Origin of the sequence: Paraburkholderia sp. MM5482-R2 (assembly GCF_050436125.1) — a bacterium.
In the GTDB taxonomy this organism is placed as follows: Bacteria; Pseudomonadota; Gammaproteobacteria; order Burkholderiales; family Burkholderiaceae; genus Paraburkholderia; species Paraburkholderia tuberum.
Genome location: NZ_JBNDLP010000004.1, coordinates 98,033 through 122,706 on the forward strand (window position 1 = coordinate 98,033; position 24,674 = coordinate 122,706).

A 24,674-nucleotide genomic window follows, 5' to 3' on the forward strand; every position below is an offset into this window, starting at 1 on the left:
GCCCTTGCATTCGACCGGGAATCCATGTGAAGCCGGGCAAGACCGTTTCCGTCTCCGAGATTCCGCTGCGCTCGCGTTTGGCGGGTCTGCCAGGCGACGTGGCGGCGGGCGCCGTTTCGACGCTCGTCATGCTGTGCTATGCGATGAGCCTCGGCACGATGATCTTTAGCGCCGATCTTGCCCGCTACGCGATGCTGGGCGTGCCCACCGCGCTCGTGAGCTGCGTCGTCACGGCGCTCGTGATCGCCTTGACGAGTTCGATGCGCGTCAACATTGGCGGCCCCGACAGCAACGCCGCCGCCTTTCTCGCCGGCGTGGCGGCGGGGGTGGCCAGCAGCGTGCGCGCGGACGGCGGTTCACCGCAGACGCTGATCCTCACTGTGCTGATCGCCATCGCGCTCTGTTCGCTCATGACGGGCATCGTGCTCTATGCGATCGGCTCGTCGAAGCGCAGCCGATCGTTGCAGTTCCTGCCCTATCCGGTGCTCGGTGGATTTCTCGCGGGCACGGGCTACCTGCTGCTCGCCGGGGCGTTCCGCGTGCTGACGGGCCAGCCGCTGCAGTGGCACACGCTCGCGTTGCTCGCGCACCTTCACTGGCTCACATGGGTTCCGGCGCTGGTCGTCGGCGTGCTGGCCACGGTACTGATGCGCACGTGGCAGCACATTGCCGCGCTGCCGCTCACGCTGGCCTTCGGCGTCGTGCTTTTCTACGTTCTGCTGCAGGTTGCCGGAGTTTCGATCGACGACGCGCGCGGCATGGGTCTGCTGCTGCCGCGCGTCAAGCTGCACCTTGCCGGGCTGCCGGAGTTGCACCTGGCCGCTAGGCTCGGACGGGGCGGCATCGACTGGTCGGCGGTCGGCGCGCATCTTCCGGAGAGTCTGGTGGTGACCTCGGTATCGGCCGTGACGATCCTGATGAATTCAACGGCGATCGGCGCGGCCACCGGGGAGGACGTCGACCTCAATCGCGAGATGCGCGCCGCCGGCCTCGCCAATCTCGCGAGCGGACTGCTGGGCGGCATGGTCGGCTACCAGTCGTTCAATCGCTCGATGCTCAACGCGCGGGTGGGCGCGACGAGCCGGGTGGCGGGCGTGTTCGCCTCGCTCGCGTGCGTGGTCGTGCTCGCCACTTCGCCGGGCATCGTGGCGCTCTTTCCGGTGCCGGTGCTGGTCGGCCTTCAGCTCTTCATGGGGCTGCGCTTGCTCGTGCATTGGCTCGCGGGCGCCTGGACGAAGCTCAACTGGTATGAGTATCTGCTCGTGCCCGTGATTCTCGGCACTATCGCGGCGTATGGCGTGATCGTCGGCGTAGGGGTGGGCGTCGTTGCAGCATGTGTGATGTTCACGCTGCTCTACGGTCGGGTCGGCTGCATACGCATGGAGTTCGACCTGCGCGCGCGGACCTCGAATGTTGAGCGCAGCATCGAAGACACCCAGGCTCTGCGCGCAATCGGCCCCCAGGTATGCGGAATGTGCCTGCAAGGGTTTCTCTTCTTCGGCACGGCCAATTCCATTCTGCAGCGCCTTCGCGAGCGATTCGGCGCCGGGGATCCGTCGCAGGTCCGCTTCGTCGTGCTCGACTTTGCGGCGACACATGGCATGGATGCATCCGTATCGATCAGCTTCGTCAAACTCAGGCAGCTCTGCGCAGCAAGAAGCGTGGACCTCGTGTTGACCGCGCTGCCGCCGCGCTCGCGCGATCTGCTCGTGAAGACCGGCACGCTCAACCTGAAGATCCATGAATTCGATACGCTCGATGCGGGTCTCGAATGGATCGAAGACAAACTGCTCGCGTCGAACTCGCTCGCGATCGCGCATGGCGGCGATCTGCGGGCGATGCTCGAGCCGCATTTCACGGCGGGCGCGTTGAACGGCTTGATCGCGTGTCTGGAGGTGCAGGATCTGCTTTCGGGGCAGGCGCTGTTTCGTCATCGCGAGCCGGGCGACGCGCTGTATTTCGTCGAGCAAGGACGTGTCGCGATCTCGCTGCCGCTCGGCGATGGCCGCTCGGCGCGTCTGCGCTCGTTCGGCCCGGGCACGGTCGTGGGGGAAATGGCGGTGTACACGCAGCAACAGCGCAGCGCGGATGTGATTGCCGAGGCACCGACGCGCGTGTACCGCCTGTCGATCTCCCGGCTGCTCGAACTCGAACAGCAGGATCCGGCGACGGCGCAACAGTTGCATCGGTTTCTCGTGAAGACCATTGCGTTGCGTCTTGCCGTTGCCGACGAGGCATTACGCGCGGCTTTGTAAGCGGCAGCGCCCCTGACCGGCGGCGCCCCCAACCCGTCACCACGTCCCGCTGAATGCCTGCTGTACCTTGACGGGATCGGTCACGCCGTTGGCCACCAGCAATTGCGTCAGCAATCGCGCCTTCTGCGGATTCAGATCGAGCGATGCGACGAATCCGCGCTTGTCGTCGTCCACCTCGACGTTGCGGTTCACGAACCCCGACACCAGGCGCGTCGAGCGAACCACCACGATGCCTTTTGCCGCCGCGCGGTCGAGCGCCGCGAGGGCTTCCTTCGACATGTCACCATCGCCTTCGCCGGCGACGACGATGCCCTTCGCGCCATCGGCGATCGCATGATCGATCTGGCGGCCATCCATGTTGCTATGCGCGTAGACGATATCGACGCGCGGCAATTGCCCACTCGCGGGCAGGCTCAGCGCAGCGCGCGTCGATTGCACCGCCGGCATCACGAAGCGCACGCTCGCCGGATCGACATAACCGATCGCGCCGGCATTCGGCGACGCGAACGCCTGTACCGCCGTGGTATTGGTCTTGGTGATCCAGCGCGGCGCGTGAATCTGGTCGTTCATCACGACCATCACGCCTCGGCCACGCGACTGCGGGCTCGCCGCCACTTCGACGGCTTCGTACAGATTGCCGGGACCGTCGGCGCTCGCGGAACCGCCCGGTCGCATCGAGCCGACCAGCACCACCGGCTTGTCGGAGCGCAGCACGTTGCTCAGGAAGAACGCCGTTTCCTCGATCGTATCGGTGCCGTGCGTAATCACGATGGCGTCGGCCTCGTTCCGCGCGAAGACCTCGTCGATCCGCCGCGCAAGCTGCAACCAGATCTTGTCGTTCATGTCCTGCGAGCCGACGTTCGAGATCTGCTCCGCGCTGATGCTCGCGAGCTTCTCGATGCCCGGCACGCCGCGCACCAGTTCCTGCCCCTTCACGTTGCCCGAGTTGTAGCCGATCGCCGAACGGGGATCGGCGGTTCCCGAGATGGTGCCGCCGGTGGCCAGCACCAGAACACGCGGCGTTGCCGTGACGGCGCTTGCCTGTTGCGATGGCGCGTCGGCAGCCTGTGCGCGGGTACCCGCGGCAAGTGCCGCGATCAGCAGTGCCGCCGAACCGCACAGCCGCCTTGCTTTTCGATTGATCGTGTTGCCGTTCATCTTTCTCTCCTCCATCGTTTAAAAGAGTCGCGTGCGTATGCACGCGACCTGTGACCGGAACAACCTTCGTCGCTCACGCCGCCGACGACATCTTTCTTGGTTGCGTCAGCATGGCGGGTTGAAGGATCTCGTCGAGCTGCGCCTGACTCAACAGCCCTTTGTCGATCACGATCTGCGCGACGCTTTTGCCCGACGCAAGCGCTTCCTTCGCGACTTCGGTCGAGTGCGTATAGCCGATGTACGGGTTCAGCGCGGTCACGATGCCGATCGAGCTCTCGACGATCGCGCGCAGCCGCTCGCGATTCGCGGTAATGCCGTCGACGCATTTCGACGCGAGCGTGAGGCACCCTGCGCGTAAATGGGCGACGCTCTTGAACAGGCTGTGCGCGATGATCGGCTCGAACGCGTTGAGCTGGAGCTGCCCCGCTTCGGCGGCGAAGCTCACCGTCACATCGTTGCCGATGACTTCGAACGCGATCTGGTTGACGACCTCCGGAATCACCGGATTCACCTTGCCCGGCATGATGCTCGAACCCGCCTGCACCGGCGGCAGGTTGATTTCGCCGAGGCCCGCGCGAGGACCGCTCGAAAGCAGGCGAAGATCGTTGCAGGTCTTGGAGAGTTTTACGGCGACGCGCTTCAGTACGCCGGAGAGCTGCACGAACGAACCGACATCCTGCGTCGCTTCGATCAGATTCGGCGACGTGGTCAACGCGATACCGGTTATTTCGCTCAAGTGCCTGCATGCAAGCTGCGCGTATTCCGGATGTGTATTGATGCCGGTGCCGATCGCCGTCGCGCCGAGATTAATCTCGCAGATGAGCTGGGCCGCTTCCTTCAGCCGCTCTTCGTCTTCGCCGAGCATCACAGCGAAGGTGCTGAACTCCTGGCCGAGCGTCATCGGTACGGCGTCCTGAAGCTGCGTGCGGCCCATCTTCAGGTCGTTGCCGAATTCCACCGCCTTGCGTTCGAACGATGCGCGCAACACGCCCATCGCGTCGACCAGTTGCATGATGCCCGCGTACGTGGCGATCTTGAGCGCGGTCGGATAGACGTCGTTGGTGCTCTGGCCGAGATTCACGTCCTCGTTCGGATGGAGAACCGCGTATTCGCCGCGCTGTTGCCCGAGATGTTCGAGCGCGAGATTGGCGATCACCTCGTTCGCGTTCATGTTGGTCGACGTGCCCGCGCCGCCCTGAATCACGTCGACGACGAAATGCTCGTGCGCGGTGCCTGAGCGCACTTGCCTGCATGCGTGCACGATGGCCTGCATTTTCACTGCGCTCAATAGGCCGAGATCGTAATTCGCGAGTGCGGCGGCTTCTTTCACGCTCGCCAGCGCGTTGACGAGGTTCGGATACACGGAGATCGGAATACCCGTGATGGGAAAGTTTTGCAGCGCGCGCAGCGTGTGTACGCCGTAGTACGCGGTCGCGGGCACGGCGAGATCGCCGAGAAGGTCGTGTTCGATACGTTCGGTCGGTGCAAGCATGATTACCTCTCAGGTTCTGAAATCGACAGGCGAGCGGGGTCATCCGGCACACCTCGTGTGCAGGTCCGTCGCATTGACTGGGTGATGCGGTTGGGTTATCGAGGCGGCGCTGTCGCGCAGGCAACACACTGCTTCGCGAGCACGTCGGTCGGATCGACCACGCTCGCGCGCGCGCCGTTCGCGCCGATCACATACGGCTCGCGAATCAACAGCGGCAGTTCCGTGCAGCCGAGAACGATCACTTCGACGCCGTCGGCGATAAGCCCGTCGATCGCCGCGGCAAGGTCTTGCTGGCACTGCCCCGCCGTGAATCCGGCCTTCACGCCTTCCTTGCCGTAGATCGCGTCCATCACGCGCGCCTGCAGCGCGGGTGCCGGGACGACCTGCCGCAAGCCGTGCGATTCGAGCGCCTTTTCGTAGACGCCGCTCGCGAGCGTGCCGCAAGTCGCGAGCACGCCGACCGAGCGCAGCGCGGGAAACGACTCGCGCAGATAACGCACCGTCACCGTCAGCATATTGACGATCGGCACGCCGAGATAAGGCTGTATCCGCTCGACGAAGGCATGCGCCGTATTGCACGGGATCGCGATCAGATCCGCGCCGCCCGTTTCGAGTTTCTTGCAGGTCGCATAGAGCGAGATGGTCGGGTCGGGTCCATCGCCGATCAGATTCTCCGTGCGATCCGGGATCTGCGGGTTCTGCTCGACGAGCAGCTTGAGGTGGTCCTGATCGCGCCGCGCGGGCGTCGCGCGCACGATCTTGTGAATGAAATCGACGGTGGCCGCCGGACCCACGCCGCCCACCACGCCGACCTTGAAGATCGTCTCGGGCGTGTGGTACTGGCCGGACACCACGTACTGCGCATAAGCCAGGTTCGAATCGACGAGCGGCACGCGCAACGCACCGAGTTCGTCCGCGACCAGCGCGATCTCGGTGAGCCCCGGCACGATGACGTTGGCGCCCTGTTCGATCAGGTCCTCGCACGCCGCCCGCAGCAACTCGGCCGGACGGCCACGCAGATTGCCGCTCTTCACGCCATCCTCGCCATAAACGGCCTCGGTGACGAAATCGATGCCGTCGCCGATGCGCGGGTGGATCACTTCGAACTCGGGCGCCGCGAAGTACTTCTCGAACAGGCGCCTGCGCCGCGTATGCGCCGACGCGAGCACGCCCACGCGGCGCACCGCGGGAAATCTTCTGCGCACGTGGCTGCGCACCGCATCGATCATGTCGACGATCTGCAGCGGCGAATTGGCTTTCAGTTCGTCGATGAACGTGTGACTCAGGAAGCACGGCAGCACGACCGTCGTCACGCCGCGCTTCTCGAAGCTGCTGATCAGATCGAAGATGTACAGCTTGCGCTGCGTCAACGTCTCGCTGTCGGCATCGGCGCTGCGAAACGGCTGCTGCTCGAAGATCGCATCGAAGTGCTCGGCGTCGCGCGTGGCCGGCGTCGATTTGATCAGTTTGAAGAACACGTCCGCGCTCGCGAGCGGGCCGAGCCCGCCCACCACGCCGAACTTGCGCGCGCTCGTGGCAGACGTTGCGTCGATGCCGCTCATTTCGTCTCGCCTTCGAGCTGGCCGAACGAAGCCGTCGCCATCGCCGTGCGGCGTTCCTGCCGCGTCACGCGCTGGCCCTCCCACTTCGCGATGGCTGCCGTCGCGATGCTGTTGCCGATCACGTTGGTCGCCGTGCGCCCCATGTCGAGAATCTGGTCGATCGCGAGCACCAGCACGACGCCCGATGGCGGCAAATGGAACATCGGCGCCACGGCCGCGACGACCACCACCGAGCCGCGTGCGACACCCGCCATGCCTTTGCTGCTCACCATCAGCACGAGCAGCATCACGATCTGCGTGCCGATCGGCATGTCGATGCCGAACGCCTGCGCGATGAAGATCGCGGCGAAGGCCTGATACATCATCGAGCCGTCGAGATTGAACGCATAGCCGAGCGGCAACGTGAAGCCCACCACTTTCTTGTCGACGCCGAATTCCTCCAGCTTCTCCGTCAGGCGCGGATACGCCGCCTCGCTGCTCGCGGTGGAGAACGCCAGCATCGCGGGTTCGCGGATCGCCTTGAGCAAGGCCCAGACCGGCTTGCCGAGAAACGCGTAGCCGGCGAGGATCAGCGCCGTCCACAGCAGCGCGAGCCCCGTATAGAAGCTGGCGACGAGCTTGCCGTACGTCGTCAGCACGTCGAGGCCATGCACCGTGATCGCCGATGCCAGCGCGCCGAACACACCGACGGGCGCGAGACGCATCACATAGTCGGTCAGTTTCAGCATGGTGGGCACGAGCCCTTCGACGCCCGCGATCAGCGGCGCGACGCGCGGGTCGGACTTGATCACGCTGAGCACGATGCCGAACATCACCGAGAAGACGAGGATCTGCAGGATATCGTTGCGCGCCATCGCATCGACGATGCTGGTGGGGAACGCGTGTGTGACGAAGTCCTTGAAGTTCAGGCTCGACGTGTTGAGGCCGGTGGCCACGTCAGCGCTCGTCTGGGACATGTGCAAGCCCGCGCCCGGTTGCAGCAGATTCGCGAGCACGAGGCCGAGCGCGAGCGAGAACAGCGACGCGCACAGGAACCACGCGATCGAGCGCAGACCGATGCGGCGCACGTCGCTCGTGCCTTCCATGCCGGCGAGACCTGACACGAGCGTGGCGAACACCAGCGGCGCAATGATCATCTTCACGAGCCGCAGGAAGATATCGGTGACGATGGAAAAGTAGCCGGCGATCTCCTTCGCCTGCGCGGCATCGGCCGCCGTGCGATGGCAGACATAACCGACGGCCACGCCGAGCAGCATGCCGGCGAGGATGTAGAGGGTAAGCCGATTCTTCATGTGTCTCCGTCCTGAGATTATTTGTGACTGGACGGAATTCTAGAGACGGCAGAAAAGACGTGAATGCTAGTGTTGCATACGGCTATGCAAGTTTCGCATAACGCGGGATAACCCTAGCGGCGCTATTCGGCTGACCCCGACGAGGCCCGCAGATGCCGCCACAGCGTATCGAGCAGTTCAGTGCGGTCCGTGAGGTCGCGATACACGCGCAACTCCAGCTCCAGTTGCCATTCGGAGCGGCCGGCGTCGACAAGCTGGCCGCTGTCGAGTTCGGCGGCGATCGAGCTCTTCGGCAGCCAGGCGACACCCTCGCCTTCCAGCACGAGCTTCTTCACGACCTCGGCCATGTCGGATTCATAGTGAAGTTGCAAGGCGGGCGACGCTTTGCTCTGCTCCATCAGCAACGCGAAGCAGCGCCCAAAGTAGCTCGTCTCCGTATAGGCGATGAACGGCATCGGATGTTCGATCACGCCGGGCAAACGGTACACGTGCGCAAGCCGCTGATTGGGCCTGCATACCGGCATGAAAGTATCGACGCCCACGGTCACGCATTCATACCTGGTCGGATCGAGATGCAACGGCAGCTGCGGATGGTGATAAGCGAACATCAGCTCGCAGTTGCCGTTGACCAGCATCAGTATCGAATCGTGCACGTTCGCCGGAATCACGCGCGCGCGCACTTCGCCGACATGCTTGGACAGCGTGCGCAGCCACGCGGGCAGGAAGTTGAGCGCGATCGTGTGGCCGGCAGCGATCTGCAGGCTCGTGCCGGCGATGCGCTGTTCGGTGCGAATGATGGCGCGCGTGTCGAACAGCTTGTCGAGGATGTCTTCGGCCGCGTCACGAAACAGTTGCCCTGCCGGGGTCAGGGTCGGCGGAAAGCCGCTGCGATCGACGAGATCGGCGCCGACCCATTGTTCGAGCGACTGGATCCGTCTGCTGAAACCCGACTGCGTGACGTTGCGAAACTCCGCCGCCCGGGAAAAGCTCTGATAGCGGGCGAGCGCGATGAAGTCTTCGATCCACTTGATTTCCATCAGCCATCGGTCTCCGGTCCGGCGACGAATGGACTCGCCGCTGCGCCCGCGATTCTACGCCTGGCCGTGCCGCACGCTGACTATCGGACCTGCGTCAAACCGCCATGCACAGGTACTTCGAGTTGCTCCGCCACGCGCCAGATGCGGCCGATATCGCGCCCTGGCGCGCCAGGTGCAGCAGGCAGGAAAGGGACCGTCTCAATCGCTTAACAGAACGCCATATCCCGGCGACTTCGCAGAGATGTTCAGCTTCCTCAAGCAGTACCACAACAGCGCGGAATTGCTGCTGATCACCGGGCGTCCGACTTCCGTCTCGATCGAAGCGATCACGCTGCTCACCCGAATGCCCGCGCAACTGATCAGCAACGCGTCAAAATCGCCCGGTAGTCGCGTCGCGATGTCGGACCAGACCTCGGGCTGCACCGTGCCCTGCTCGAAAGGCGTGCGGCACGCGCGGCTCGCTTCGGCGACGACACTCAGCCCGCGTTGCTCGAAAAATGCCTGCTCCGCCGCGACGACGCGTTCGCCGTAAGCCGTCACGAGTCCCAGCTTCTTCGCGCCCAGCGCGTCGCACGCGGCGAGCACGGCCTCGATCGTCGTGACCGCCGCGATGTTCGTCGCTGCCGTCACCCGTGCATTGATCGCGTCAGGTCCGTTCACGACGCCCGCCGCCGTGCAATTCGTCGCGATCAGGTCGACCTTCGCGTCGGCGAGCAGTTGCGCGTGCTGTTCGATGTCGTCGATCAACGTGCGATCGGATTCGATCGACGTGTCGCGAAACGGCAAACGCGTCGTGACGAATTGCACGCCGTCGGGCGCCATCGCCTGAATCTCGAAGTCGCACAGTCCACCCGACGGGTACAGATGCCCGATACGCGCGAGATGACCGAACCCGATGCTCATGCTTGCCCCTTGCGAATCGCGTTAGTCGAAGAAGGTCGTGCGCGCCGCCATCGGATGATGGATGTTGCTGCCCTCGAACGGCGGAAATCGTTCGAAGTCCTGCCGCATCGCGTGGCGCACCGGCGAGTGCATCGCCTCGGTGATCGCCCGTGCGCTGTCGAACATCAGCTTGTTGCGCTGCATGTAGTGCACGCGTGTCCATGGCATCGCGTCGAGCCAGTCGATGCGCGTGAAAATCTCGATCTCGCGCACGCCCGGAAAGTCGAACATGATCTGCGGATGATGCGTGAGGTAGTAGTTGATCCATTCGTCGAAGTCGAGCGCGTGGCCCGGGTAGTGCACGAGGAACTGGCATGGCAGGCTGCCTGCTGGCACGCGCGCGTCGGCATCGGCCACCGGAAACGGACGGCGCAGCATCGCCTGCTGCTCCACGCGGCATCCGGCGAGGCTCGCGAGATTGGCCGCGGCGAGCGCCTGCAAATGGCCGCCTGCCGCGATCGGCGCTTCGAGATCGAACACCGAGTCGTAGTCGAGTTGCATCGCGAAGATCGGCGACGCGCCGTCCCGCGTGTAGTAATCCTCGGCGGATTCCGGCGTGTAAAGGCGGGAGCGGCGCAGCGCGGGCGTCGAGTTGACGATCGCGGCGATGCGTTCGAGGTCGTCGGCGCTGATGCATGCCGCCGGGTCCGGATGCACCCAGGTCACGAGGTAAGAGAACTGCATGATTCGAAATGCCTCCTTGCGTGCCGAAGCGTTCACAACGCGAGCAGAATGGTTTGAATGCGTTCGCGCCGTTGCGCGAAATCGGCTCGCGAATCGCCATCGAACGTGAGTGCGAGCATCAACGCAATGCGCAACTTGTGCGGCGCGAGATCGCCGCCCGCGACTACGCCGTCGCGTGCCAGAAACGCCTGAGGCGGCACCACGCCACGCGCCGCGCGGCTCGACTGCACGACCACGACACCGGCCTCAACCGCCTTGCGATATGCGGCCGCCTCGGCTGCCGCCGGCCGTCCCGGCACCAGTCCCGCGCTGATGATGCCGGCGCTGCCTGCCGCGACCAGCGCGTCGATCGCCACACCGTCGGCACCCGCATACGAGATCGCGATATCGACGCGCGGCAGCGCGAATGGCGCATCCGCTTCCAGCAGCGCTCGTGAGAACCATGCGGATTCGCTACCGCGACGCGTTGCAATCGCACCGCGCCGCCACGCAACACGCGCGTCGGGCTCGATGCGCGCGAGCGGACCGTAGCCCGGCGACTCGAACGCGTTCAGTTCGAAACTGGCCGCCTTGGTCACGTCGCGCGGCGAGAACAGCCAGCCGTCCATCGCGACCAGCACGCCGTGTGCCGCGCTCAGCGGATCGCGCGCTGCCGCAATCGCGCCGCGCAGGTTCGCGAGCACGTCGCTGCCCGCGGTGTTTGCGGGCCTCTGCGCTCCCGTGACGATCACCGGCCGCGCGATGTCGAGCACGAGTTGCAGGAACCACGCGGTTTCTTCGAGCGTCGCCGTTCCGTGGGTCACGATGAACCCTGTGATGGACGGATCGGCGAGCGCCGTGTGCCGTATCAGCCGAGCGAGTTCCACCCAGTCCGCCGGCTGGATCGCCACGCTGCCGAGGCTGCGAAACGTGACGGGTAGCAGTTCGACGTCGGGCGCGAGCTCGCCGAGCGTCGCGAGCAGGGTGTCGAGCGGATGCACGACGCCGCTTTCCGAATACTCGACCCAGTCGAACGGGCCACGCGCGTGCATCGCAAATGTGCCGCCCGTACCGATCACGGCGATTTTCGGCCCGCGCGCGGTTTTGGTTGCAGTCGATAAAAAGCTCATCGTCTCAGCGGCGCAGCCGAACGTAGAGATTGCCGCCGTCGATCCGGACCTCATGGCGCCGCGTATCGCGCACGATCGGCGCGGTCGTGCCCTTGCCCGTGCGCACGTCGACGAGGCCAGCGTGCAACGGACATTCGATCTCGTGACCGTCGAGCAGGCCCTCGCTCAGCAACGCGTTGCCGTGCGTGCAGATATCGTCGAGCGCATGGATTGCGCCGGCGACGCGAAACAAGCCGACCTTCACGGTGTCGATCGTCACGCCCAGACAATCGTTTCCGTCAAAACACCGATCGAGCTCGCCGACCAGATGCCACGCGTCGGCGGCCATCGATAGTGCCGGCGCCCCGCCGCTCGCGAGCGCCGCCTCAGCCGCGTGCGCAGGCGCGTGAACCGTGCGCCCGCATACCGAGGCAATAGGAATGACCTTCATAGCGCATAGTCCTTTTGCAGATTGATCACGTCATGACGCTGCATCGCGCCGATCAGGTCCGCGACGCGCGCGAGACCGCGCTGCTCGCAGAACGCACGCAGCCCATCGATCACGCGCGGCATCGCGTTCGGCGTAATGAAGTTGGCGGTGCCGACCTGGACCGCTGCGCAGCCCGCGAGCATGAACTCGATCGCGTCTTCCGCCGTGCTGATGCCGCCGCAGCCGATCACGGGAATCTCGACGGCCTCGGCGCACTGGTGGGCCATGCGCAGCAGAATCGGCCTGGTCGCGGCGCCGGTCAGGCCACCCATCACGTTCGCGACGCGCGGCCTGAAGGTCCGCACGTCGATCGCCATCGCCAGAATCGCGTTGCAGCACACCAGTGCATCGGCGCCGGCGGCTTGCGCGGCGAGCGCGACTTCGACCAGGTTGCCGGCGTTCGGCGTCATTTTGACCCACACGGGGACGCGGATGCTCGACTTCATCGCGCGCACGACCTGATACGTCGCCTCGGGGTCCATGCCGAACGCCTTGCCGTTCTTTTTCAGGTTCGGACACGACACGTTCGCCTCGATCGCCGCAATGCCGCTCGTACCGATGCGCTCCGCCAGCTCGCCGAACTCGGCCGCCGAATTCGCGGAGATGCTGCCCACGATCGGCGGCGTATAGCGCTGGTAGAACGGCACCGTCGTATTGATGTAATAGTCGGCGCCCTTGCTCGGAATGCCGATCGAAAACAGCGTCGCGTCCTTGAACTCGGCGACCCGCGGCGGCGGTACGCCTTCGCGAATGTCGGCGGTGATCGTCTTGGTGACGATCGCGCCGAGGCAATTGAGATCGAACACGCGCGCGTTGCCGTCCGCGAAAGTGCCGGACGCGGGCATGACGGGATTGGCGAGCGTGAGTCCGCCCACCTTGACGCTCAGATCTACCATGATGTCGTTTCCTGCAAATCGAACACGGGGCCCTCCCAGCACACGCGCCGGAAGGTCAGACGGTCGGAATCGGCATGCGCGCGGAATGGACGCACGCACGCATAGCACGAGCCGATTCCGCAACCCATGTGCTGCTCGATCGCGGTTTGTCCCGCCACGCCCCACGACTTGCCGAGCTTCTGGAGCAGCATCAGAAGCCGGTTCGAGCCGCAGGTGGACAGGAAGTCGAACGGCGCTTCGGCGTGCAGCGCTTCGAGTTGCGCTGCGACGCGCGCGGGATCGCTGCTGCCGTCTTCGTCGGTGACGATATGAACCGTCGCGCCCGCCACGCGCAAACGCTCGGCGGACATCACCACGGCCTGGCTGCGCGCGCTTAGCACGGCGCTCACGCACGCGCCCCGCGCGGTGGCATGCGCCGCGAGTGGCGCGAGCGTCGCAAGGCCTACCCCGCGCGCCAGCAGCAAGACATGGCGCGTCTCTTCAGGCAATTCGAAGCCACGACCGAGCGGTCCGAGCGCATCGAGCGTGTCGCCTGGCCGCAACGTCGCCAGCCCTTGCGTGCCGATACCCTGCACCTTGTAGAGAAACTCGACGGTGTGCCGCAGCGGATCGGCGCCGTAGACGCTCATCGGCCGGCGCAGAAACGACGTGCCCGCGGCGCCCGGCGGGCACGCGAGATGGAAGAACTGGCCCGGTTGCGCGAGCGCGGCCCCGATCGGCGCGGCGACGATCATGTGACGATACTCCGCGTTGACGGGTATGTTCTGCAGCACGCGGCACGCGTGCTCGGCGATATCGAGCGCGACAGTACCGCGGCAAGAATCCGTATGGGTCGCGCAGGGCGACGCAATGACTTCTGTCATGACTGATTGTCCTCGGTGCGGTCGACGCGCAGCGCGTCGAGGTCCGCGAAATTGCTGGCGATCGGCAGCGGCCCATCCGCCAGGGTCATCATGTGGAGCGCTTCGAATTTCATGTAACTGATCAACCAGAGGCCGCTCGCCGCGTCGCGCCGGTAGTGTTCGGTCGTGACCGCGCCCAGCCACACCGCGCCTGCGCGCGTGTCCGCGTCCTCGCGCAGCGCCACCTGCATCAGCCGCCAGTTCGCCTGCGCCACGCCGCGCGCGACATCCACCTTGAGCGTCTCGCTGACGTAGTAGTGCATCGCGAAGCGCCACGGCGAATCGAGAAACCAGCGCTCGATCGCTTCACGTCCGACGAGGTCGCCGCCGAAACCGTTGCCGCCCGCCCAGACGGCATCGCCGGTGAAGCAGGCCGCTTGCTGGCGTGCGATGTCCGCGAGCGCTTCGCGGTCGAGCTTGCGGTAGTCGCCACCGTACTTCGCGTCGGCGAGCGCGCCGTAGTGCGCCTTGAGTGCGCGAATCGCTTCGATCGCTTCGAGCCGTTCGACGCGTTCCGCAAGCGCTGCCATCTGCGCGCCGCTGTATGTGGGCGTGTCGTTGCGGGTACGTGCGTCGGCCATTCCCATCGAAATCGCGCTCATCCGGCAAGCTCCTTGAGCGACGTGCCGGGGTCCGCGAGGCGCGCGACGTCCACGGGCATCGCGCTGGCGACAAGCTTTTCGAGGAAGCGCCGCTCACGGCCCGCGTTGACGAGCACACCCGCGACGATGCGACCGTCGCGCATGCTCAGCGCCGCGCAGGGTCCAGCGCCCGGTTCGCCGCGCAGCACGACCTCGTCGCGCGGATCGGGCTGGCCCACGACCTGGATGTTGTTGCCGAGCTGATCGGTCCACATCCATGGCGTTTCGCGATACGCCTGCGCGCGGCCGATCAGGGTCTGCGCGACCGCGAGCGCCTGGTTCTCGGCATTGCGCCACGTTTCCTGACGCAGACCACCGCGCTCGCTCTCGCCATCGAGCACATGCGCGACGTCGCCGACCGCGTAAAGCCACGGCGCATGCGGACTGCGGCAGGTTTCGTCGACGTCGACGCCCTGGCGTCCCGCGAGCCCCGTGCCCGCGAGAAACGCCGGCGCGCAATCGACGCCGATCGCGATCAGGATCGTGTCGGCGGCGACGTCGAAGGCTTCGCGTGATCGCGTTTGCGCGGTGTCGACGAGTTTGCAACGCACGACATAGCGCGTGCCGTCGGTGGCAAGTTGCGCCGCTTGCGCTGCGTCCGCGATCGACTCGACGGCGACCCCCAGTTCCACCCGCACGCCGCGCGCACGATGCTCGCGCAGCAGCCATTCGGACATCACGGGGGACAGGCAGCGGGCGAGCACGCGCTCGCCCGCTTCGAGCACCGTCACCGGCACGCCAAGCTCGAGCGCCGACGACGCCACTTCCATGCCGATCACGCCTGCCCCGATGATGGCGAGGCCACGGCTCTCGCGCAGCGCGCGGCGCAGCGCGAGGCTATCGTCGACCGTGCGCAGCAGGTGTACGCCGGGCCGGTTCGCGCCGGGAATCGCGCCGTCGCGCGGCGCGCCGCCCGTCGCCACGACCAGGCGATCGAACCGCACCTGGGTGCCGCTCGCGAGTGTCAGCACGCGCTCAGTCGCATCGAGCGCGACCGCACGTTCGTGCAGGCGGTCGATGCGCGCATCGCGCAACGCCGACGGCTCCCAGAACGCTGCGGGCGCCAGAACGAGCGGCGACGCCGCGAGCGTCGGCTCGGTTTCGCTCGTCAGCCATTCCTTCGAGAGCGCGGGCCGCTCGTAGGGCGGATGACGCTCGTCGCCTACGAGCGTGATGCGCCCCGCGAAGCCCAGCGACACGAGATGCTGCACGACGCGTCCGCCAGCATGGCCCGCGCCGACGACGACGACGTGCTTCACATCATCCGGTTCAAATGGATCGTGCTTCATGATTCGATCTCACACACTGGTCCCGGCGCGATACAGCACGCCCTTGGCGCCGATGCACGTAAAGCGACGCGGCTCGCGCGGCGGAATCAGGATCGCCTCGCCCGCGACGAGCCGGTAATGCTCGCCGGCCGCATCGATATCGAACTGGCCTTCGAGAATCGCGACGACTTCCTCGCCGCGCGCTCCCGCTACCTCGTCGCGCACTTCGCTCGGCTCGAACACCGCGAACTCCGTGCTCAACAGCGCGCCTTGCGCGCGCACCGTTTGGCTCTCCGCGTGCGGATCGCGCCAGCGCTCACCTGCCTGAACTGCCGTGCATTGCGCGATGTCGCCGGCCAGATTGTCAGTGCGATTATTCATTTGCGTCCCTCATCATCGATTGGCGAGCGGGTAATACGGCGTGTCGTCCTGCGCGCCATATTCCGCGCGCGGTGGCGATACCACGTTCAAGCGCATGCTCACGCCTTGCGCGCCGTAGCAGTTCTTGCCGTAGTGACTGAGGCCTGCGGGAATGATCATCGCGTCGCCTTGCGCGAGCGTGCGCTCGACGTCGGGCGTGTCCGGCCGCACCTCGAAGATCGAGCACGAACCGAGCACCTGCAGCGACGCTTCCTCGCCGTGATCGTGCGCCTTCGCGGGCAGATTCGTACCCTCCTGCTCGACGAACTTGATCACCGCAACACTCATCGTCGCGCCGATCATCGTCTTCATGTACAGGCCGTTTTCGACCACGGTCTTCAGGCCGTGATCGATGCCAAACACGCGGCATTTCGCCATTTGCTGTCTCCTTCAGGTTCAGACCGGACGCACCGGCCGATCGCGTCAACGCTCAGGGCAGCGGACGCATGACAAAAGTCTCGTCGGCGCGAAAACGCGCGGACTCGTATCCGTCGATGACGGCCGGCTGGTTATAGAACTCGATTGCAGGCGCGATCTCGGCCAGCGACAGCAGCAGGTACATCAAGGTCATCGCTTCGGGATGCTCGTCGAGCGTCGCGAGCGCGTAGCCGTTCAGATATGCGACGACGTCGTCGACCTGCGGCAGGATCGCGTCGCGAAACGCAAGAATGGCTTCCATGCCGACCGCGTGGCGTTGCGCGTTGCGTGCGGTTTCGGTCTCGAGCGCCCAGATGTCGACGAACGGCGCGAGCGACTCGAAACCCGCGGGCAACGTGCGGGCGACGGGCGCTTTTCTGCTGACGAAATTGACCGGCTGGGTAGGCATTGCGGTGCTCATGTTCGATTCCTGGTTAAACCGTCGCACTGGCCGCGACGCCTTGCGCCAGCATCCGTTCGACGACGTGATACGCGTGGCGCACCAGCAGTTCGTTGTCCTGCAACACCATCACTTTTTTCGCGCCCGTTTCGGCCGCGCGTTGCGTGCGTTCGAGCGTGCTGAAGTCTTCGAGTAGCACGTCGCGCAGCGCGACTTTCATGTATTCGAGGAAGAAGCGGCCGCCGGGCGTCGTCATTTCGGGGTAGTACACGCGTGCGTCGACGAGCGTCTGGTTGTGCGAGATCGGACGGAAGTTGTACGCCTGGCAATAGTTCGGACGCAGCGAAACGTAAAAGTCCGGGAACACGATGTTCATGTCGAACAGCCAGTTCGGGCTCCTTGTCCAGTTCACGCCTGACGGCAGCGCGTCGAGCGCAAACGCGTGCTTCGCGCTGCCGATGCCCGCGCGCAATGCCGCCGCCGCGATCGGGCGTTTATGTCCCTGCTCGGACAACGCGTTCTGCGCGGCGGCGCCGCCCTCGGTCACCGCCTTCGGGTTGCCATAGACGGACTTCTGGTTGCCCGCCAGCGAGAGCCGCCGATGAAATTCGCCGCACAGCGCGTCGAGCGGCGGCATGCTTTCGTTGTCGCTTTTGTCGATCGCGTCCGCGATCGAATTGCCGTGCACATAGGCGACGTGATACGCCTCCTGGAACGCGTCGAGCGCGAGCTTCCAGTTGCAGTTGACGACCGTTTGCCAGCCGAAGCCAGCGGTGAGCTTATCGAACGGATAGCCCTCGATGTCGCCGAACATCGGCCTCATGTAATCCGCGAGCGAGACCGGCGGATTCGGGTCCATGTTCACGAAGATGAAGCCTTGCCACACTTCGCACGCCACACGCGAGAGGCCGAACTGCTCGCGATCGAGACCGAAGAAGCACTTCTCGTCGGGCACACCCGTGAGTTTGCCGTCGAGGTCGTAGGCCCAGCCATGAAACTTGCAGAAGAATTTGCGGGTGTTGCCGCACTTGTCGTAGACGATTTCGTTCATGCGGTGCGCGCACACGTTGTGCATGGCGCGGATCTCGCCCTGACGATTGCGCACCACGATGATCGACGTGTCGCACGCGGCAAGGTCCTTCACGAAGTAGTCGCCCGGCTTCGGAATCTCCTCCACCCGACCGACCTGCAGCCACGTCTTCTTGAAGATGTGTTGCTTCTCGCGCTCGTAGTACTGCGGCGAAATGTACGGCTCGACCGGGATCGGACCGGAGCCGAGTTCGGGATACCGGCCGGTCAGCGTGCCTGCCGGCGCGGGGACTTCGGGAGACAGCAAGGTCGTGGACACGATAGCTTCACCTCAAAAACGAATGTCGTTTATTAATGAACGGTATTCTGTTTTGAAAAATTTTGATCGTCAAGTGTCTTTTGTTGATTTCGCGAAACGCGGGGCATGTCCGCGCGAATCCGAACAGGTGCGATGTAATGAAACACGGGAAGCATGAGTTGATCGCGCAAGCCGCACGCAGGCTCTTTCAGCAGCAAGGCTGTATCGAAATGGAAGTCGCGGTCGGCAGCGTCCGACACGCATCGGCGTGGGCGTGGCGGCTTGATAGAATGCCCCGAACCGACCACCGCCCCTTCCGATAGAGAGCCCTCAAGTGCCGCAAATCAAAAAAGCCGTCAAGCGGGAAGCCATTTTGACGGCCGCGTTCAACGCCTTCAGTGAAAAGGGTTATTCGGCCACGACGATGACCGAAATCGCCCGTCTCGCGGGCACCACGGTCGCCAATCTGTATGTCTACTTCGACTCCAAGCTCGTCATCCTTTATGAAATCTACGAGCCCTGGCTGATCGAGCAATTGCATCGGCTGCGCAGCGAAGTGGCGTTGCTCAACGGTCCGCGCAGGAAGATCGAGCGCATCCTGGCGGGCATCTGGGACGACATCCCGGCCGCCGACAACGCCTTCGCGAACTCGTTGATCGACGCACTCGCGAGCGCGCCCGCGGGTCTCGCGAAACCGAACAATCTGCTCGTATCGGTCGAGAATTTCCTCACGCAGCTCCTCAAAGACGCGCTGCCCGCCGAGCGCGTCGCGGCCCTCGGCGGCGACCTGTTCGCTCACGTGATCTGGATGGCGTTCGACGGCTTCGTGATCAATCAGCGTATCGGCGATCACCGCGACATCCAGCGCATCACCGCGCTCATGACCACGCTGCTATTGGGCGAGGCGCCGCGACATGACGTAAGCTGAGCAGGCGACGCGGCCTCGACCCAGGATTTTCCCGAACCACGCCTAAATTTATTTTGAAATCTTTGACGCCTCGAAAATAGAATGTCATTCTGTATTCGAGCGCAGACAACAGCTTCCGCCTGCGCCGGGCGGGCAAGCCGCACAAAGCGCGGATAGACAAGTGATCGGCGCTTTCGGCCACGAGGTCATCCACGAGGGACTGGCATCGTGCTTGCCTGATCTTTCCGGTAGTTCGTTCGAAAAAGTCATCCCATGGCGGCCATCTCCGAAAGTCCTCTCGCACTCGCACTCGACCCGCCCGCGCGCACCACGCGCCGCGTGCTGGCCCTTTGTTTCCTTACGATCGTGACCGAAGGCTATGACATCGGCGTCATGGGCACTATCGTTCCGTCGATGCTCGCCGACCCGGTGTGGAAGCTCACGCCGATCGAAGTCGGCGCGATGAGTAGCGCGGCGCTGTTCGGCACGCTGTTCGGCTCGTACTTCATCAGCGTTCTGACCGACCTGATGGGCCGCAAACGTCTGCTGATTGCGTGCGTGGCGCTGTTCTCGCTGTCGATGCTGGGTGCGGCCGTTGCGCCCACGCCGTTCATTTTCAGCGTGATGCGCTTCATCGGTGGACTCGGCCTCGGCGGCGTCATTTCCGCGGCGGCGGCGCTCACGGTCGAATACTCGCCGGCGCCCAGGCGCAACCTCAATTTCGCCATCATGTATTCAGGCTACGCGATCGGAGCGTTGGTTTCCGCTGTGATCGGGATGGCGTTTCTCGCGTCGCATGGCTGGCGCTTCGTCGTCGCGGTAGGCGCGTTGCCGCTGCTCGCCCTTCCCGTGCTGATCAAGCTGCTGCCCGAGTCGCTCGCCTATCTGATGGCGAGCGGCAAGCGACGCGAGGCCGATGAGCTCGCGCAACGGCTCGGCCTGTCGATCGCGTCGCTCGACAGCATTCCCGTCGAGGCGGTGGCCAAGCCTTCGCTGCGCGTCGTGTTCGGCGAGGTGTTCTCGCACGGCAACTGGCGGTCGACGCTTTGTCTGTGGCTCGCGCAAGTCGCCGCGGTACTCGTGATCTACGGGCTCGGCACCTGGCTGCCGCAACTGATGCGCAAGCTCGGCTACGACCTCGGCTCGAGCCTGTCGTTTCTGGCGGTCTTCATGCTCTCCTCGGCGATCGGCGGCATTCTGATCGGCCGCGTCGGTGATCGGCTCGGCCCGCGCAAGACGATCGTCGGCGGCTACGTGATCGGCGCGCTCGCGATCTGCGGACTGACGGTGAGGGGCGGCGTGTTCACGAACTACGCGCTGGTGGCGCTCGCCGGGCTGGGCAGTATCGGGGTGGCGATGGTGCAGCTCGGCTATATCGCAAGCTTCTACCGGCCGTTCGCACGAGCGAGCGCGACGGGCTGGGCAGTCGGCATAGGCCGGATCGGCGCGATGGCGGGGCCGATGCTCGGCGCGTGGTTCGCCGCGTCGCATCTCGACGTGCGCCTGAATTTCATCGCCTTCGCCGCATCGGCCCTCGTCGCCGCGCTCGCCATCGCTCTGTGCAGGCCGCGCCACGCATGACACGCCGCAGAGCCGGTGCAAACCGGCCTGCGACCTGATCTCCTCCTCCTTCTTTTCCCCTACCTGCGATCGGCATGAGACCGTTATCTAATCCTTTCGCATCCGCAATCAGTACCCCTTACGTTTCGTTGAGTTGTCTGATGTTGTGCATGGGTGTGACAGCATCGTCCGCACATGCGCAAAGCAGCGTCACGCTGTACGGCAGCATCGATGAAGGCGTTGGCTACGTGACCAATGCGAAGGGAAGCTCGCAAGTCGTCATGGGGCCGATCAGCGTGCCCGACCAGTTCGGCTTCAAAGGCTCGGAAGATCTAGGGGGTGGATCGAAAGCCGTATTCCAGCTGGAGAACGGTTTCTTCTCGAATACGGGCGCTTTCGCGACTTCGGGCGTACTGTTCAGCCGCAAGGCCTTCGTCGGGCTTTCCGACAACCGTTGGGGCACGCTCACACTCGGCAGGCAGTGGGATCTGACCGACGATGTGCTTCTGCCCAACGCGAACGGCGCTGTCCAGTACAACTACTTGCTGTACCGCCCCGCCAACATCGACAACGATGCGGTCACCCCCGTGAACAACACTGTGAAGTACGCAAGCAATCCGTGGCATGGAGTGTCGGCGCGCGCGATGTACGGCTTCACCGATCCTTCGACGGGACAGGGCCGCTATGTAGGCGGCGCGCTCCTCTACAAGTCCTCGGCGCTGCAACTGGGCGCGGTATACAGCGACACCCGCGACAAGTCGTACGCCTTCAATACGTCGCTTGGCTACGCCAGTTTCCTCGGACAGGACCTTACCGGCGGCACGCCATTCAAGGCGCGCAATACCGAGATCTTCGGTGTGGCCGGCACGTATATACCCAATCGCCAATGGGCGTTTCACGCTGTCGTCGATACGGTGAAAATCGCCAGCGATACGGATTCGACGCGTGCTACAACAACTGAGTTAGGCGTGGACTGGAACGTCACGCCATTCGACACCGTGCTGCTCGGCGGCTACCGCACGTGGTTCGACGGAAAGACCTACACGACCGCCGGTCTCTCGAACCTGTATCACCTTTCGGTGCGCACCATGCTCTACGCCGAGCTGACCTATCAGCACACGGGTGGCGGCGCGCAAGCGGCGCTGCTCTCGTTGTCGCCGTCGTCGCGCAGCGATCAGGCGTCGGTGCGCATTGGCGTGCAGCACTTCTTCTGACTGAGCTTGCGACCGGTGCTTCGATCGACGACAGCAAGTCGCATATGGGTGCACCGGTAACGACCTGGGAGAACGGTTGCATCGCGATGCGACGGCACCGGCTTCCCGCGCACAGAGAAAATCGATCGGCGCTGCCGCCATCCCATCAACGATCCCGTCACGCTGGCGAGGTTTCGGTGTTCAGCTTCGACACGGCACCCGTCTTCTCGTCGTAGCGGTAGCCTTGTTTCTCGAGTTGAGCGCTGATCGTTTCGACGAGCACCTGCTGCTGAATCTCCTTGCGCAGCAATTCATGCTCCGGCTTGAGCTGGCCCAGTTCAGCGGCAAGCCGGCGGCTCAATGTCGCTTCGCCCGCGCCGCGGGCAAGGACGACGACCATTTTTTCATTCGCCTGAGCCAGTTGCTGCTTCAGTGCGTTCGAGTAGTCGGACCATTTCCTGACGGTCTCCCGCGCTTCGGCAATTGCGGCGGCATGCGCGTCCGCGTCGCGCGTCATCTGCGCCTTCAATGCCTCGAGCTGCTGAGAGTCGGCAGTCACCGGCGACGCCGACTCCAGGCCCGCGACGTTCTCGCTCGCCACCGTGCTTTCGGCCCGCTCGGCCGCGCGCTGCTGCTCCGCGTCGGCACGCTCCTGCGCTTCGGACAAGCTGGCCGACAGTCTCGCGATTTCGGAGGCGCCCGCGTCACGCTCATCGGTCAGGCTGGCGATCTGCGTCTGGACATTCTGCAATTCAAGTGCGGCGGCATTCCGTTCAGCCTGCGCGCCCGCGACCTCTTCCCGGCGGGCCGCGTGCGCTTCCTGCTCGGCCTGCAGCTCTGCGCGAATCGCTTCGAGCTCGCTTTGAAGACGAGCGACCGCTTCGGAATGCGCCGCTTCCAGCGCCGCACGCTCCGTTTCGTCGGCCGGCGTTTCGACGACTGACCCAGCCGACTCGTTCGCCACCTCGCCCTCGCCCACGGCGTCGGTCTCCTCGTGCGAAACCGCTCCGCGCTCCGCGGCCAGTTCCGCGCTCTGCAGTTCCGCTTCGAGGAGCGAAACGCGCTCTGCAAGTTCCTGCGCGCGCTTCTCCGCCGCGTCGGTCCGTTGCACCGCGAGCGCAATGTCCTCTTCGAGCCCGGCTACTGCGTCGACTTTCTCGTCGTAGGCGCTCGTCATCTTATCCAGTTCGACTTGCAGCGCATCGAGTTCCTGGACGGTGGTTTGCAGCTCGGCGAGCGCGTCGTCGCGCTCGTTGCTGGCGTCCTCGACACGCTGGCGCATCGCGGCGAGGCGTCGCGCCACCGCGCGTTCAGCTTCGTCCTGCGCTGAGCTCCACAGCCGGTCGAGCGCATCGCGCATGGTGTCGGTCACGGTCTCCGGCAAAGCCGGACGTTCGACGACCTGCGGCACCCGCGGGGCGCGCGTTTCACGCCACTTGCGCAATGCCGCGGCCACCGCGACCACCGAGCCTGTATGGACTTCGGACCAGATGGCTACCGGAGACACCTTCTCGCCTTCTTCGGCCAACCGGTTTGCGATTTCAGCGACGAGTTCGTCCGTGATCGTAATGTTGCTTGACATGCCTGCCTCGACAAAGTGCACGTGGTGACGAATACCGTTTCGTCGTTCGGGAGGCGGCCCCGCGCTGGGACTCGCCTCGCATACCTACGAATTGTCGAGTACTTCCCCGGCGGTCAATCGCTCGAAAAGCCGAGGTTACGGGGAGGTATTCATCGGATTGCGCCACCAAAGGTCCGGCACACATGCATTCAGAGCTTTCCGGCGATCCGATCCGCGTGATACGACGAACGCACGAGCGGCCCCGACACCACTTCCATGAACCCCAGCTTCAAACCTTCGTCGCGTAGCATGTCGAACGTCGCGGGCGGCACGTATCGCCGCACCGCCATGTGAAACCGCGACGGCGCGAGATACTGGCCGATCGTCAGCACGTCGACGTCATGGGCACGCAGATCGCGCATCGTCGCGAGCAGTTCGCTGTCGGTCTCGCCGAGCCCGGCCATCAGGCCGGATTTGGTCAACACCGCCGCGTTCTGGCGTTTCGCGCGCGATAGCAGTTCGAGCGAACCGAGGTAGTCCGCGCCTGCCCGCGCCGCCCGGTACAGCGACGGCACCGTCTCGATGTTGTGATTAAAAACGTCTGGCCACGCCACGGACAGAGCATCGAGCGCGCGGTCGATTCGCCCGCGAAAATCCGGCGTCAGGATTTCCACGCGAATGCCCGGCACGCGCTCGCGCACGAGCGCAATACAACGCGCGAAGTGCGCGGCGCCGCCGTCGCGCAGATCGTCGCGGTCCACCGATGTAATCACGACGTAACGCAGCCCGAGCGCCGCGACGGCGTCGGCAAGCCGCGCGGGCTCGTCGTCGTCGAGCGCTTGCGGCCGTCCGTGCGCGACGTCGCAGAACGCACAGCGCCGCGAGCAGATCCCTCCCATGATCATGAATGTCGCCGTGCGCTGCGCGAAACACTCGCCGATGTTCGGACACATCGCCTCCTCGCAGACCGAATGCAAGCTGTGCTCGCGCAGCACCGCCGCCATGCCCGCGACGGTTTCGCTCATCATCGGCCGCGCGTGCAGCCAGGGCGGCTTCGGCAATACGGTCGAATCGTCCGCCGGCACGATCTTCACGGGAATGCGGGCGAGCTTGTCGCGGTTGCGCTTGCCATGCTGGCCAAGCGCCGTGAGGCTGTCGGTATGAGGAGCGGCGTCCATCGCG

General features: G+C 64.7%; 23 protein-coding genes. 4 read left to right on the forward strand and 19 right to left on the reverse strand.

Going from position 1 to position 24,674, the window contains the following annotated elements; translation table 11 throughout:
* The first annotated feature begins 26 nt into the window (after nucleotides 1-26).
* A complete protein-coding gene (locus OKW37_RS36510; protein WP_429402387.1) occupies nucleotides 27-2,255 on the forward strand; it encodes an SLC26A/SulP transporter family protein in 2,229 nt (742 codons plus the stop codon).
* Nucleotides 2,256-2,291: 36 nt separating this feature from the next.
* On the opposite strand, the gene OKW37_RS36515 is transcribed toward OKW37_RS36510, so the two are convergent.
* From OKW37_RS36515 to OKW37_RS36595, 17 genes are all read right to left on the reverse strand, one after another.
* On the reverse strand, nucleotides 2,292-3,413 hold the full coding sequence (locus OKW37_RS36515) for an asparaginase (protein WP_429402386.1): 1,122 nt from the start codon (nucleotides 3,411-3,413) through the stop codon (nucleotides 2,292-2,294).
* A gap of 73 nt (nucleotides 3,414-3,486) precedes the next feature.
* Complete coding sequence (gene aspA / locus OKW37_RS36520; RefSeq protein ID WP_429402385.1) at nucleotides 3,487-4,905, reverse strand: aspartate ammonia-lyase; 1,419 nt, start codon at nucleotides 4,903-4,905, stop codon at nucleotides 3,487-3,489.
* A 95-nt stretch (nucleotides 4,906-5,000) separates the two neighbouring features.
* Entirely contained in the window at nucleotides 5,001-6,467 is a 1,467-nt protein-coding gene (locus tag OKW37_RS36525) for an aspartate/glutamate racemase family protein (protein WP_429402384.1), read from the reverse strand.
* The gene (locus OKW37_RS36530) at nucleotides 6,464-7,759 is read right to left on the reverse strand and encodes a dicarboxylate/amino acid:cation symporter (RefSeq protein WP_429402383.1); all 1,296 of its coding nucleotides are present in this window, start codon (nucleotides 7,757-7,759) and stop codon (nucleotides 6,464-6,466) included. Before OKW37_RS36530 ends, OKW37_RS36525 begins: the two co-directional genes overlap by 4 nt.
* Before the next feature lie 122 nt (nucleotides 7,760-7,881).
* Nucleotides 7,882-8,796 carry a LysR substrate-binding domain-containing protein gene (locus OKW37_RS36535; protein ID WP_429402382.1) on the reverse strand — a complete coding sequence of 305 codons (915 nt, stop codon included), beginning with the start codon at nucleotides 8,794-8,796 and terminating at the stop codon, nucleotides 7,882-7,884.
* 198 nt (nucleotides 8,797-8,994) lie between these two features.
* Entirely contained in the window at nucleotides 8,995-9,699 is a 705-nt protein-coding gene (locus tag OKW37_RS36540; protein ID WP_184058822.1) for a maleate cis-trans isomerase family protein, read from the reverse strand.
* A 21-nt stretch (nucleotides 9,700-9,720) separates the two neighbouring features.
* Nucleotides 9,721-10,422, reverse strand: coding sequence for a hypothetical protein (locus OKW37_RS36545; RefSeq protein WP_429402381.1), 702 nt, complete (start codon nucleotides 10,420-10,422; stop codon nucleotides 9,721-9,723).
* 32 nt (nucleotides 10,423-10,454) lie between these two features.
* Nucleotides 10,455-11,531 carry an asparaginase gene (locus tag OKW37_RS36550; RefSeq protein WP_429402380.1) on the reverse strand — a complete coding sequence of 359 codons (1,077 nt, stop codon included), beginning with the start codon at nucleotides 11,529-11,531 and terminating at the stop codon, nucleotides 10,455-10,457.
* A 4-nt stretch (nucleotides 11,532-11,535) separates the two neighbouring features.
* Nucleotides 11,536-11,961, reverse strand: a complete 426-nt coding sequence (locus OKW37_RS36555) for a non-heme iron oxygenase ferredoxin subunit (RefSeq protein ID WP_429402379.1) — start codon at nucleotides 11,959-11,961, stop codon at nucleotides 11,536-11,538.
* On the reverse strand, nucleotides 11,958-12,896 hold the full coding sequence (locus tag OKW37_RS36560) for a dihydroorotate dehydrogenase (protein ID WP_429402378.1): 939 nt from the start codon (nucleotides 12,894-12,896) through the stop codon (nucleotides 11,958-11,960). The genes OKW37_RS36555 and OKW37_RS36560 overlap by 4 nt, the downstream gene beginning before the upstream one ends.
* Complete coding sequence (locus tag OKW37_RS36565; RefSeq protein ID WP_429402377.1) at nucleotides 12,890-13,759, reverse strand: dihydroorotate dehydrogenase electron transfer subunit; 870 nt, start codon at nucleotides 13,757-13,759, stop codon at nucleotides 12,890-12,892. The genes OKW37_RS36560 and OKW37_RS36565 overlap by 7 nt, the downstream gene beginning before the upstream one ends.
* Complete coding sequence (locus tag OKW37_RS36570) at nucleotides 13,756-14,400, reverse strand: nuclear transport factor 2 family protein (protein WP_184058829.1); 645 nt, start codon at nucleotides 14,398-14,400, stop codon at nucleotides 13,756-13,758. The genes OKW37_RS36565 and OKW37_RS36570 overlap by 4 nt, the downstream gene beginning before the upstream one ends.
* Nucleotides 14,397-15,728: an NAD(P)/FAD-dependent oxidoreductase gene (locus tag OKW37_RS36575; RefSeq protein ID WP_184058831.1), complete on the reverse strand. Its 1,332-nt coding sequence runs from the start codon at nucleotides 15,726-15,728 to the stop codon at nucleotides 14,397-14,399. The genes OKW37_RS36570 and OKW37_RS36575 overlap by 4 nt, the downstream gene beginning before the upstream one ends.
* 9 nt (nucleotides 15,729-15,737) lie before the next feature.
* On the reverse strand, nucleotides 15,738-16,088 hold the full coding sequence (locus OKW37_RS36580) for a cupin domain-containing protein (protein WP_429402376.1): 351 nt from the start codon (nucleotides 16,086-16,088) through the stop codon (nucleotides 15,738-15,740).
* Between the two features lie 12 nt (nucleotides 16,089-16,100).
* Entirely contained in the window at nucleotides 16,101-16,505 is a 405-nt protein-coding gene (locus tag OKW37_RS36585) for a cupin domain-containing protein (RefSeq protein ID WP_018422048.1), read from the reverse strand.
* Between the two features lie 52 nt (nucleotides 16,506-16,557).
* Nucleotides 16,558-16,965 (reverse strand): hypothetical protein, encoded by a 408-nt coding sequence (locus OKW37_RS36590; protein WP_184058835.1) that lies wholly within the window; start codon nucleotides 16,963-16,965, stop codon nucleotides 16,558-16,560.
* A gap of 13 nt (nucleotides 16,966-16,978) precedes the next feature.
* Nucleotides 16,979-18,292 carry an aromatic ring-hydroxylating oxygenase subunit alpha gene (locus tag OKW37_RS36595; protein WP_429402375.1) on the reverse strand — a complete coding sequence of 438 codons (1,314 nt, stop codon included), beginning with the start codon at nucleotides 18,290-18,292 and terminating at the stop codon, nucleotides 16,979-16,981.
* Nucleotides 18,293-18,605: 313 nt separating this feature from the next.
* Between OKW37_RS36595 and OKW37_RS36600 the strand changes: the two genes are divergently transcribed.
* The 3 genes from OKW37_RS36600 (at nucleotide 18,606) to OKW37_RS36610 (ending at nucleotide 21,952) form a co-directional block, all read left to right on the forward strand.
* Complete coding sequence (locus tag OKW37_RS36600) at nucleotides 18,606-19,199, forward strand: TetR/AcrR family transcriptional regulator (protein ID WP_018422052.1); 594 nt, start codon at nucleotides 18,606-18,608, stop codon at nucleotides 19,197-19,199.
* A gap of 252 nt (nucleotides 19,200-19,451) precedes the next feature.
* A complete protein-coding gene (locus tag OKW37_RS36605; RefSeq protein ID WP_429402374.1) occupies nucleotides 19,452-20,759 on the forward strand; it encodes an MFS transporter in 1,308 nt (435 codons plus the stop codon).
* 149 nt (nucleotides 20,760-20,908) lie between these two features.
* Entirely contained in the window at nucleotides 20,909-21,952 is a 1,044-nt protein-coding gene (locus tag OKW37_RS36610) for a porin (RefSeq protein ID WP_429402373.1), read from the forward strand.
* Between the two features lie 157 nt (nucleotides 21,953-22,109).
* On the opposite strand, the gene OKW37_RS36615 is transcribed toward OKW37_RS36610, so the two are convergent.
* Nucleotides 22,110-23,513, reverse strand: coding sequence for a DNA-binding protein (locus tag OKW37_RS36615; RefSeq protein ID WP_429402372.1), 1,404 nt, complete (start codon nucleotides 23,511-23,513; stop codon nucleotides 22,110-22,112).
* A gap of 188 nt (nucleotides 23,514-23,701) precedes the next feature.
* Nucleotides 23,702-24,670, reverse strand: a complete 969-nt coding sequence (gene lipA / locus OKW37_RS36620; RefSeq protein ID WP_429402371.1) for a lipoyl synthase — start codon at nucleotides 24,668-24,670, stop codon at nucleotides 23,702-23,704.
* Between the last annotated feature and the right edge of the window lie 4 nt (nucleotides 24,671-24,674).

What these genes read in the sequence shown, in the direction of transcription:
- OKW37_RS36550 (WP_429402380.1), bottom strand. Translation starts at nt 11,531, where the DNA reads ATGAGCTTTTTATCGACTGCAACCAAAACCGCGCGCGGGCCGAAAATC.
- OKW37_RS36570 (WP_184058829.1), bottom strand. Translation starts at nt 14,400, where the DNA reads ATGAGCGCGATTTCGATGGGAATGGCCGACGCACGTACCCGCAACGAC.
- OKW37_RS36530 (WP_429402383.1), bottom strand. Translation starts at nt 7,759, where the DNA reads ATGAAGAATCGGCTTACCCTCTACATCCTCGCCGGCATGCTGCTCGGC.
- OKW37_RS36615 (WP_429402372.1), bottom strand. Translation starts at nt 23,513, where the DNA reads ATGTCAAGCAACATTACGATCACGGACGAACTCGTCGCTGAAATCGCA.
- lipA (WP_429402371.1), bottom strand. Translation starts at nt 24,670, where the DNA reads ATGGACGCCGCTCCTCATACCGACAGCCTCACGGCGCTTGGCCAGCAT.
- OKW37_RS36605 (WP_429402374.1), top strand. Translation starts at nt 19,452, where the DNA reads ATGGCGGCCATCTCCGAAAGTCCTCTCGCACTCGCACTCGACCCGCCC.
- OKW37_RS36580 (WP_429402376.1), bottom strand. Translation starts at nt 16,088, where the DNA reads ATGAATAATCGCACTGACAATCTGGCCGGCGACATCGCGCAATGCACG.
- OKW37_RS36535 (WP_429402382.1), bottom strand. Translation starts at nt 8,796, where the DNA reads ATGGAAATCAAGTGGATCGAAGACTTCATCGCGCTCGCCCGCTATCAG.
- OKW37_RS36585 (WP_018422048.1), bottom strand. Translation starts at nt 16,505, where the DNA reads ATGGCGAAATGCCGCGTGTTTGGCATCGATCACGGCCTGAAGACCGTG.
- OKW37_RS36555 (WP_429402379.1), bottom strand. Translation starts at nt 11,961, where the DNA reads ATGAAGGTCATTCCTATTGCCTCGGTATGCGGGCGCACGGTTCACGCG.
- OKW37_RS36540 (WP_184058822.1), bottom strand. Translation starts at nt 9,699, where the DNA reads ATGAGCATCGGGTTCGGTCATCTCGCGCGTATCGGGCATCTGTACCCG.
- OKW37_RS36515 (WP_429402386.1), bottom strand. Translation starts at nt 3,413, where the DNA reads ATGAACGGCAACACGATCAATCGAAAAGCAAGGCGGCTGTGCGGTTCG.
- aspA (WP_429402385.1), bottom strand. Translation starts at nt 4,905, where the DNA reads ATGCTTGCACCGACCGAACGTATCGAACACGACCTTCTCGGCGATCTC.
- OKW37_RS36575 (WP_184058831.1), bottom strand. Translation starts at nt 15,728, where the DNA reads ATGAAGCACGATCCATTTGAACCGGATGATGTGAAGCACGTCGTCGTC.
- OKW37_RS36610 (WP_429402373.1), top strand. Translation starts at nt 20,909, where the DNA reads ATGGGTGTGACAGCATCGTCCGCACATGCGCAAAGCAGCGTCACGCTG.
- OKW37_RS36565 (WP_429402377.1), bottom strand. Translation starts at nt 13,759, where the DNA reads ATGACAGAAGTCATTGCGTCGCCCTGCGCGACCCATACGGATTCTTGC.
- OKW37_RS36525 (WP_429402384.1), bottom strand. Translation starts at nt 6,467, where the DNA reads ATGAGCGGCATCGACGCAACGTCTGCCACGAGCGCGCGCAAGTTCGGC.
- OKW37_RS36560 (WP_429402378.1), bottom strand. Translation starts at nt 12,896, where the DNA reads ATGGTAGATCTGAGCGTCAAGGTGGGCGGACTCACGCTCGCCAATCCC.
- OKW37_RS36545 (WP_429402381.1), bottom strand. Translation starts at nt 10,422, where the DNA reads ATGCAGTTCTCTTACCTCGTGACCTGGGTGCATCCGGACCCGGCGGCA.
- OKW37_RS36590 (WP_184058835.1), bottom strand. Translation starts at nt 16,965, where the DNA reads ATGAGCACCGCAATGCCTACCCAGCCGGTCAATTTCGTCAGCAGAAAA.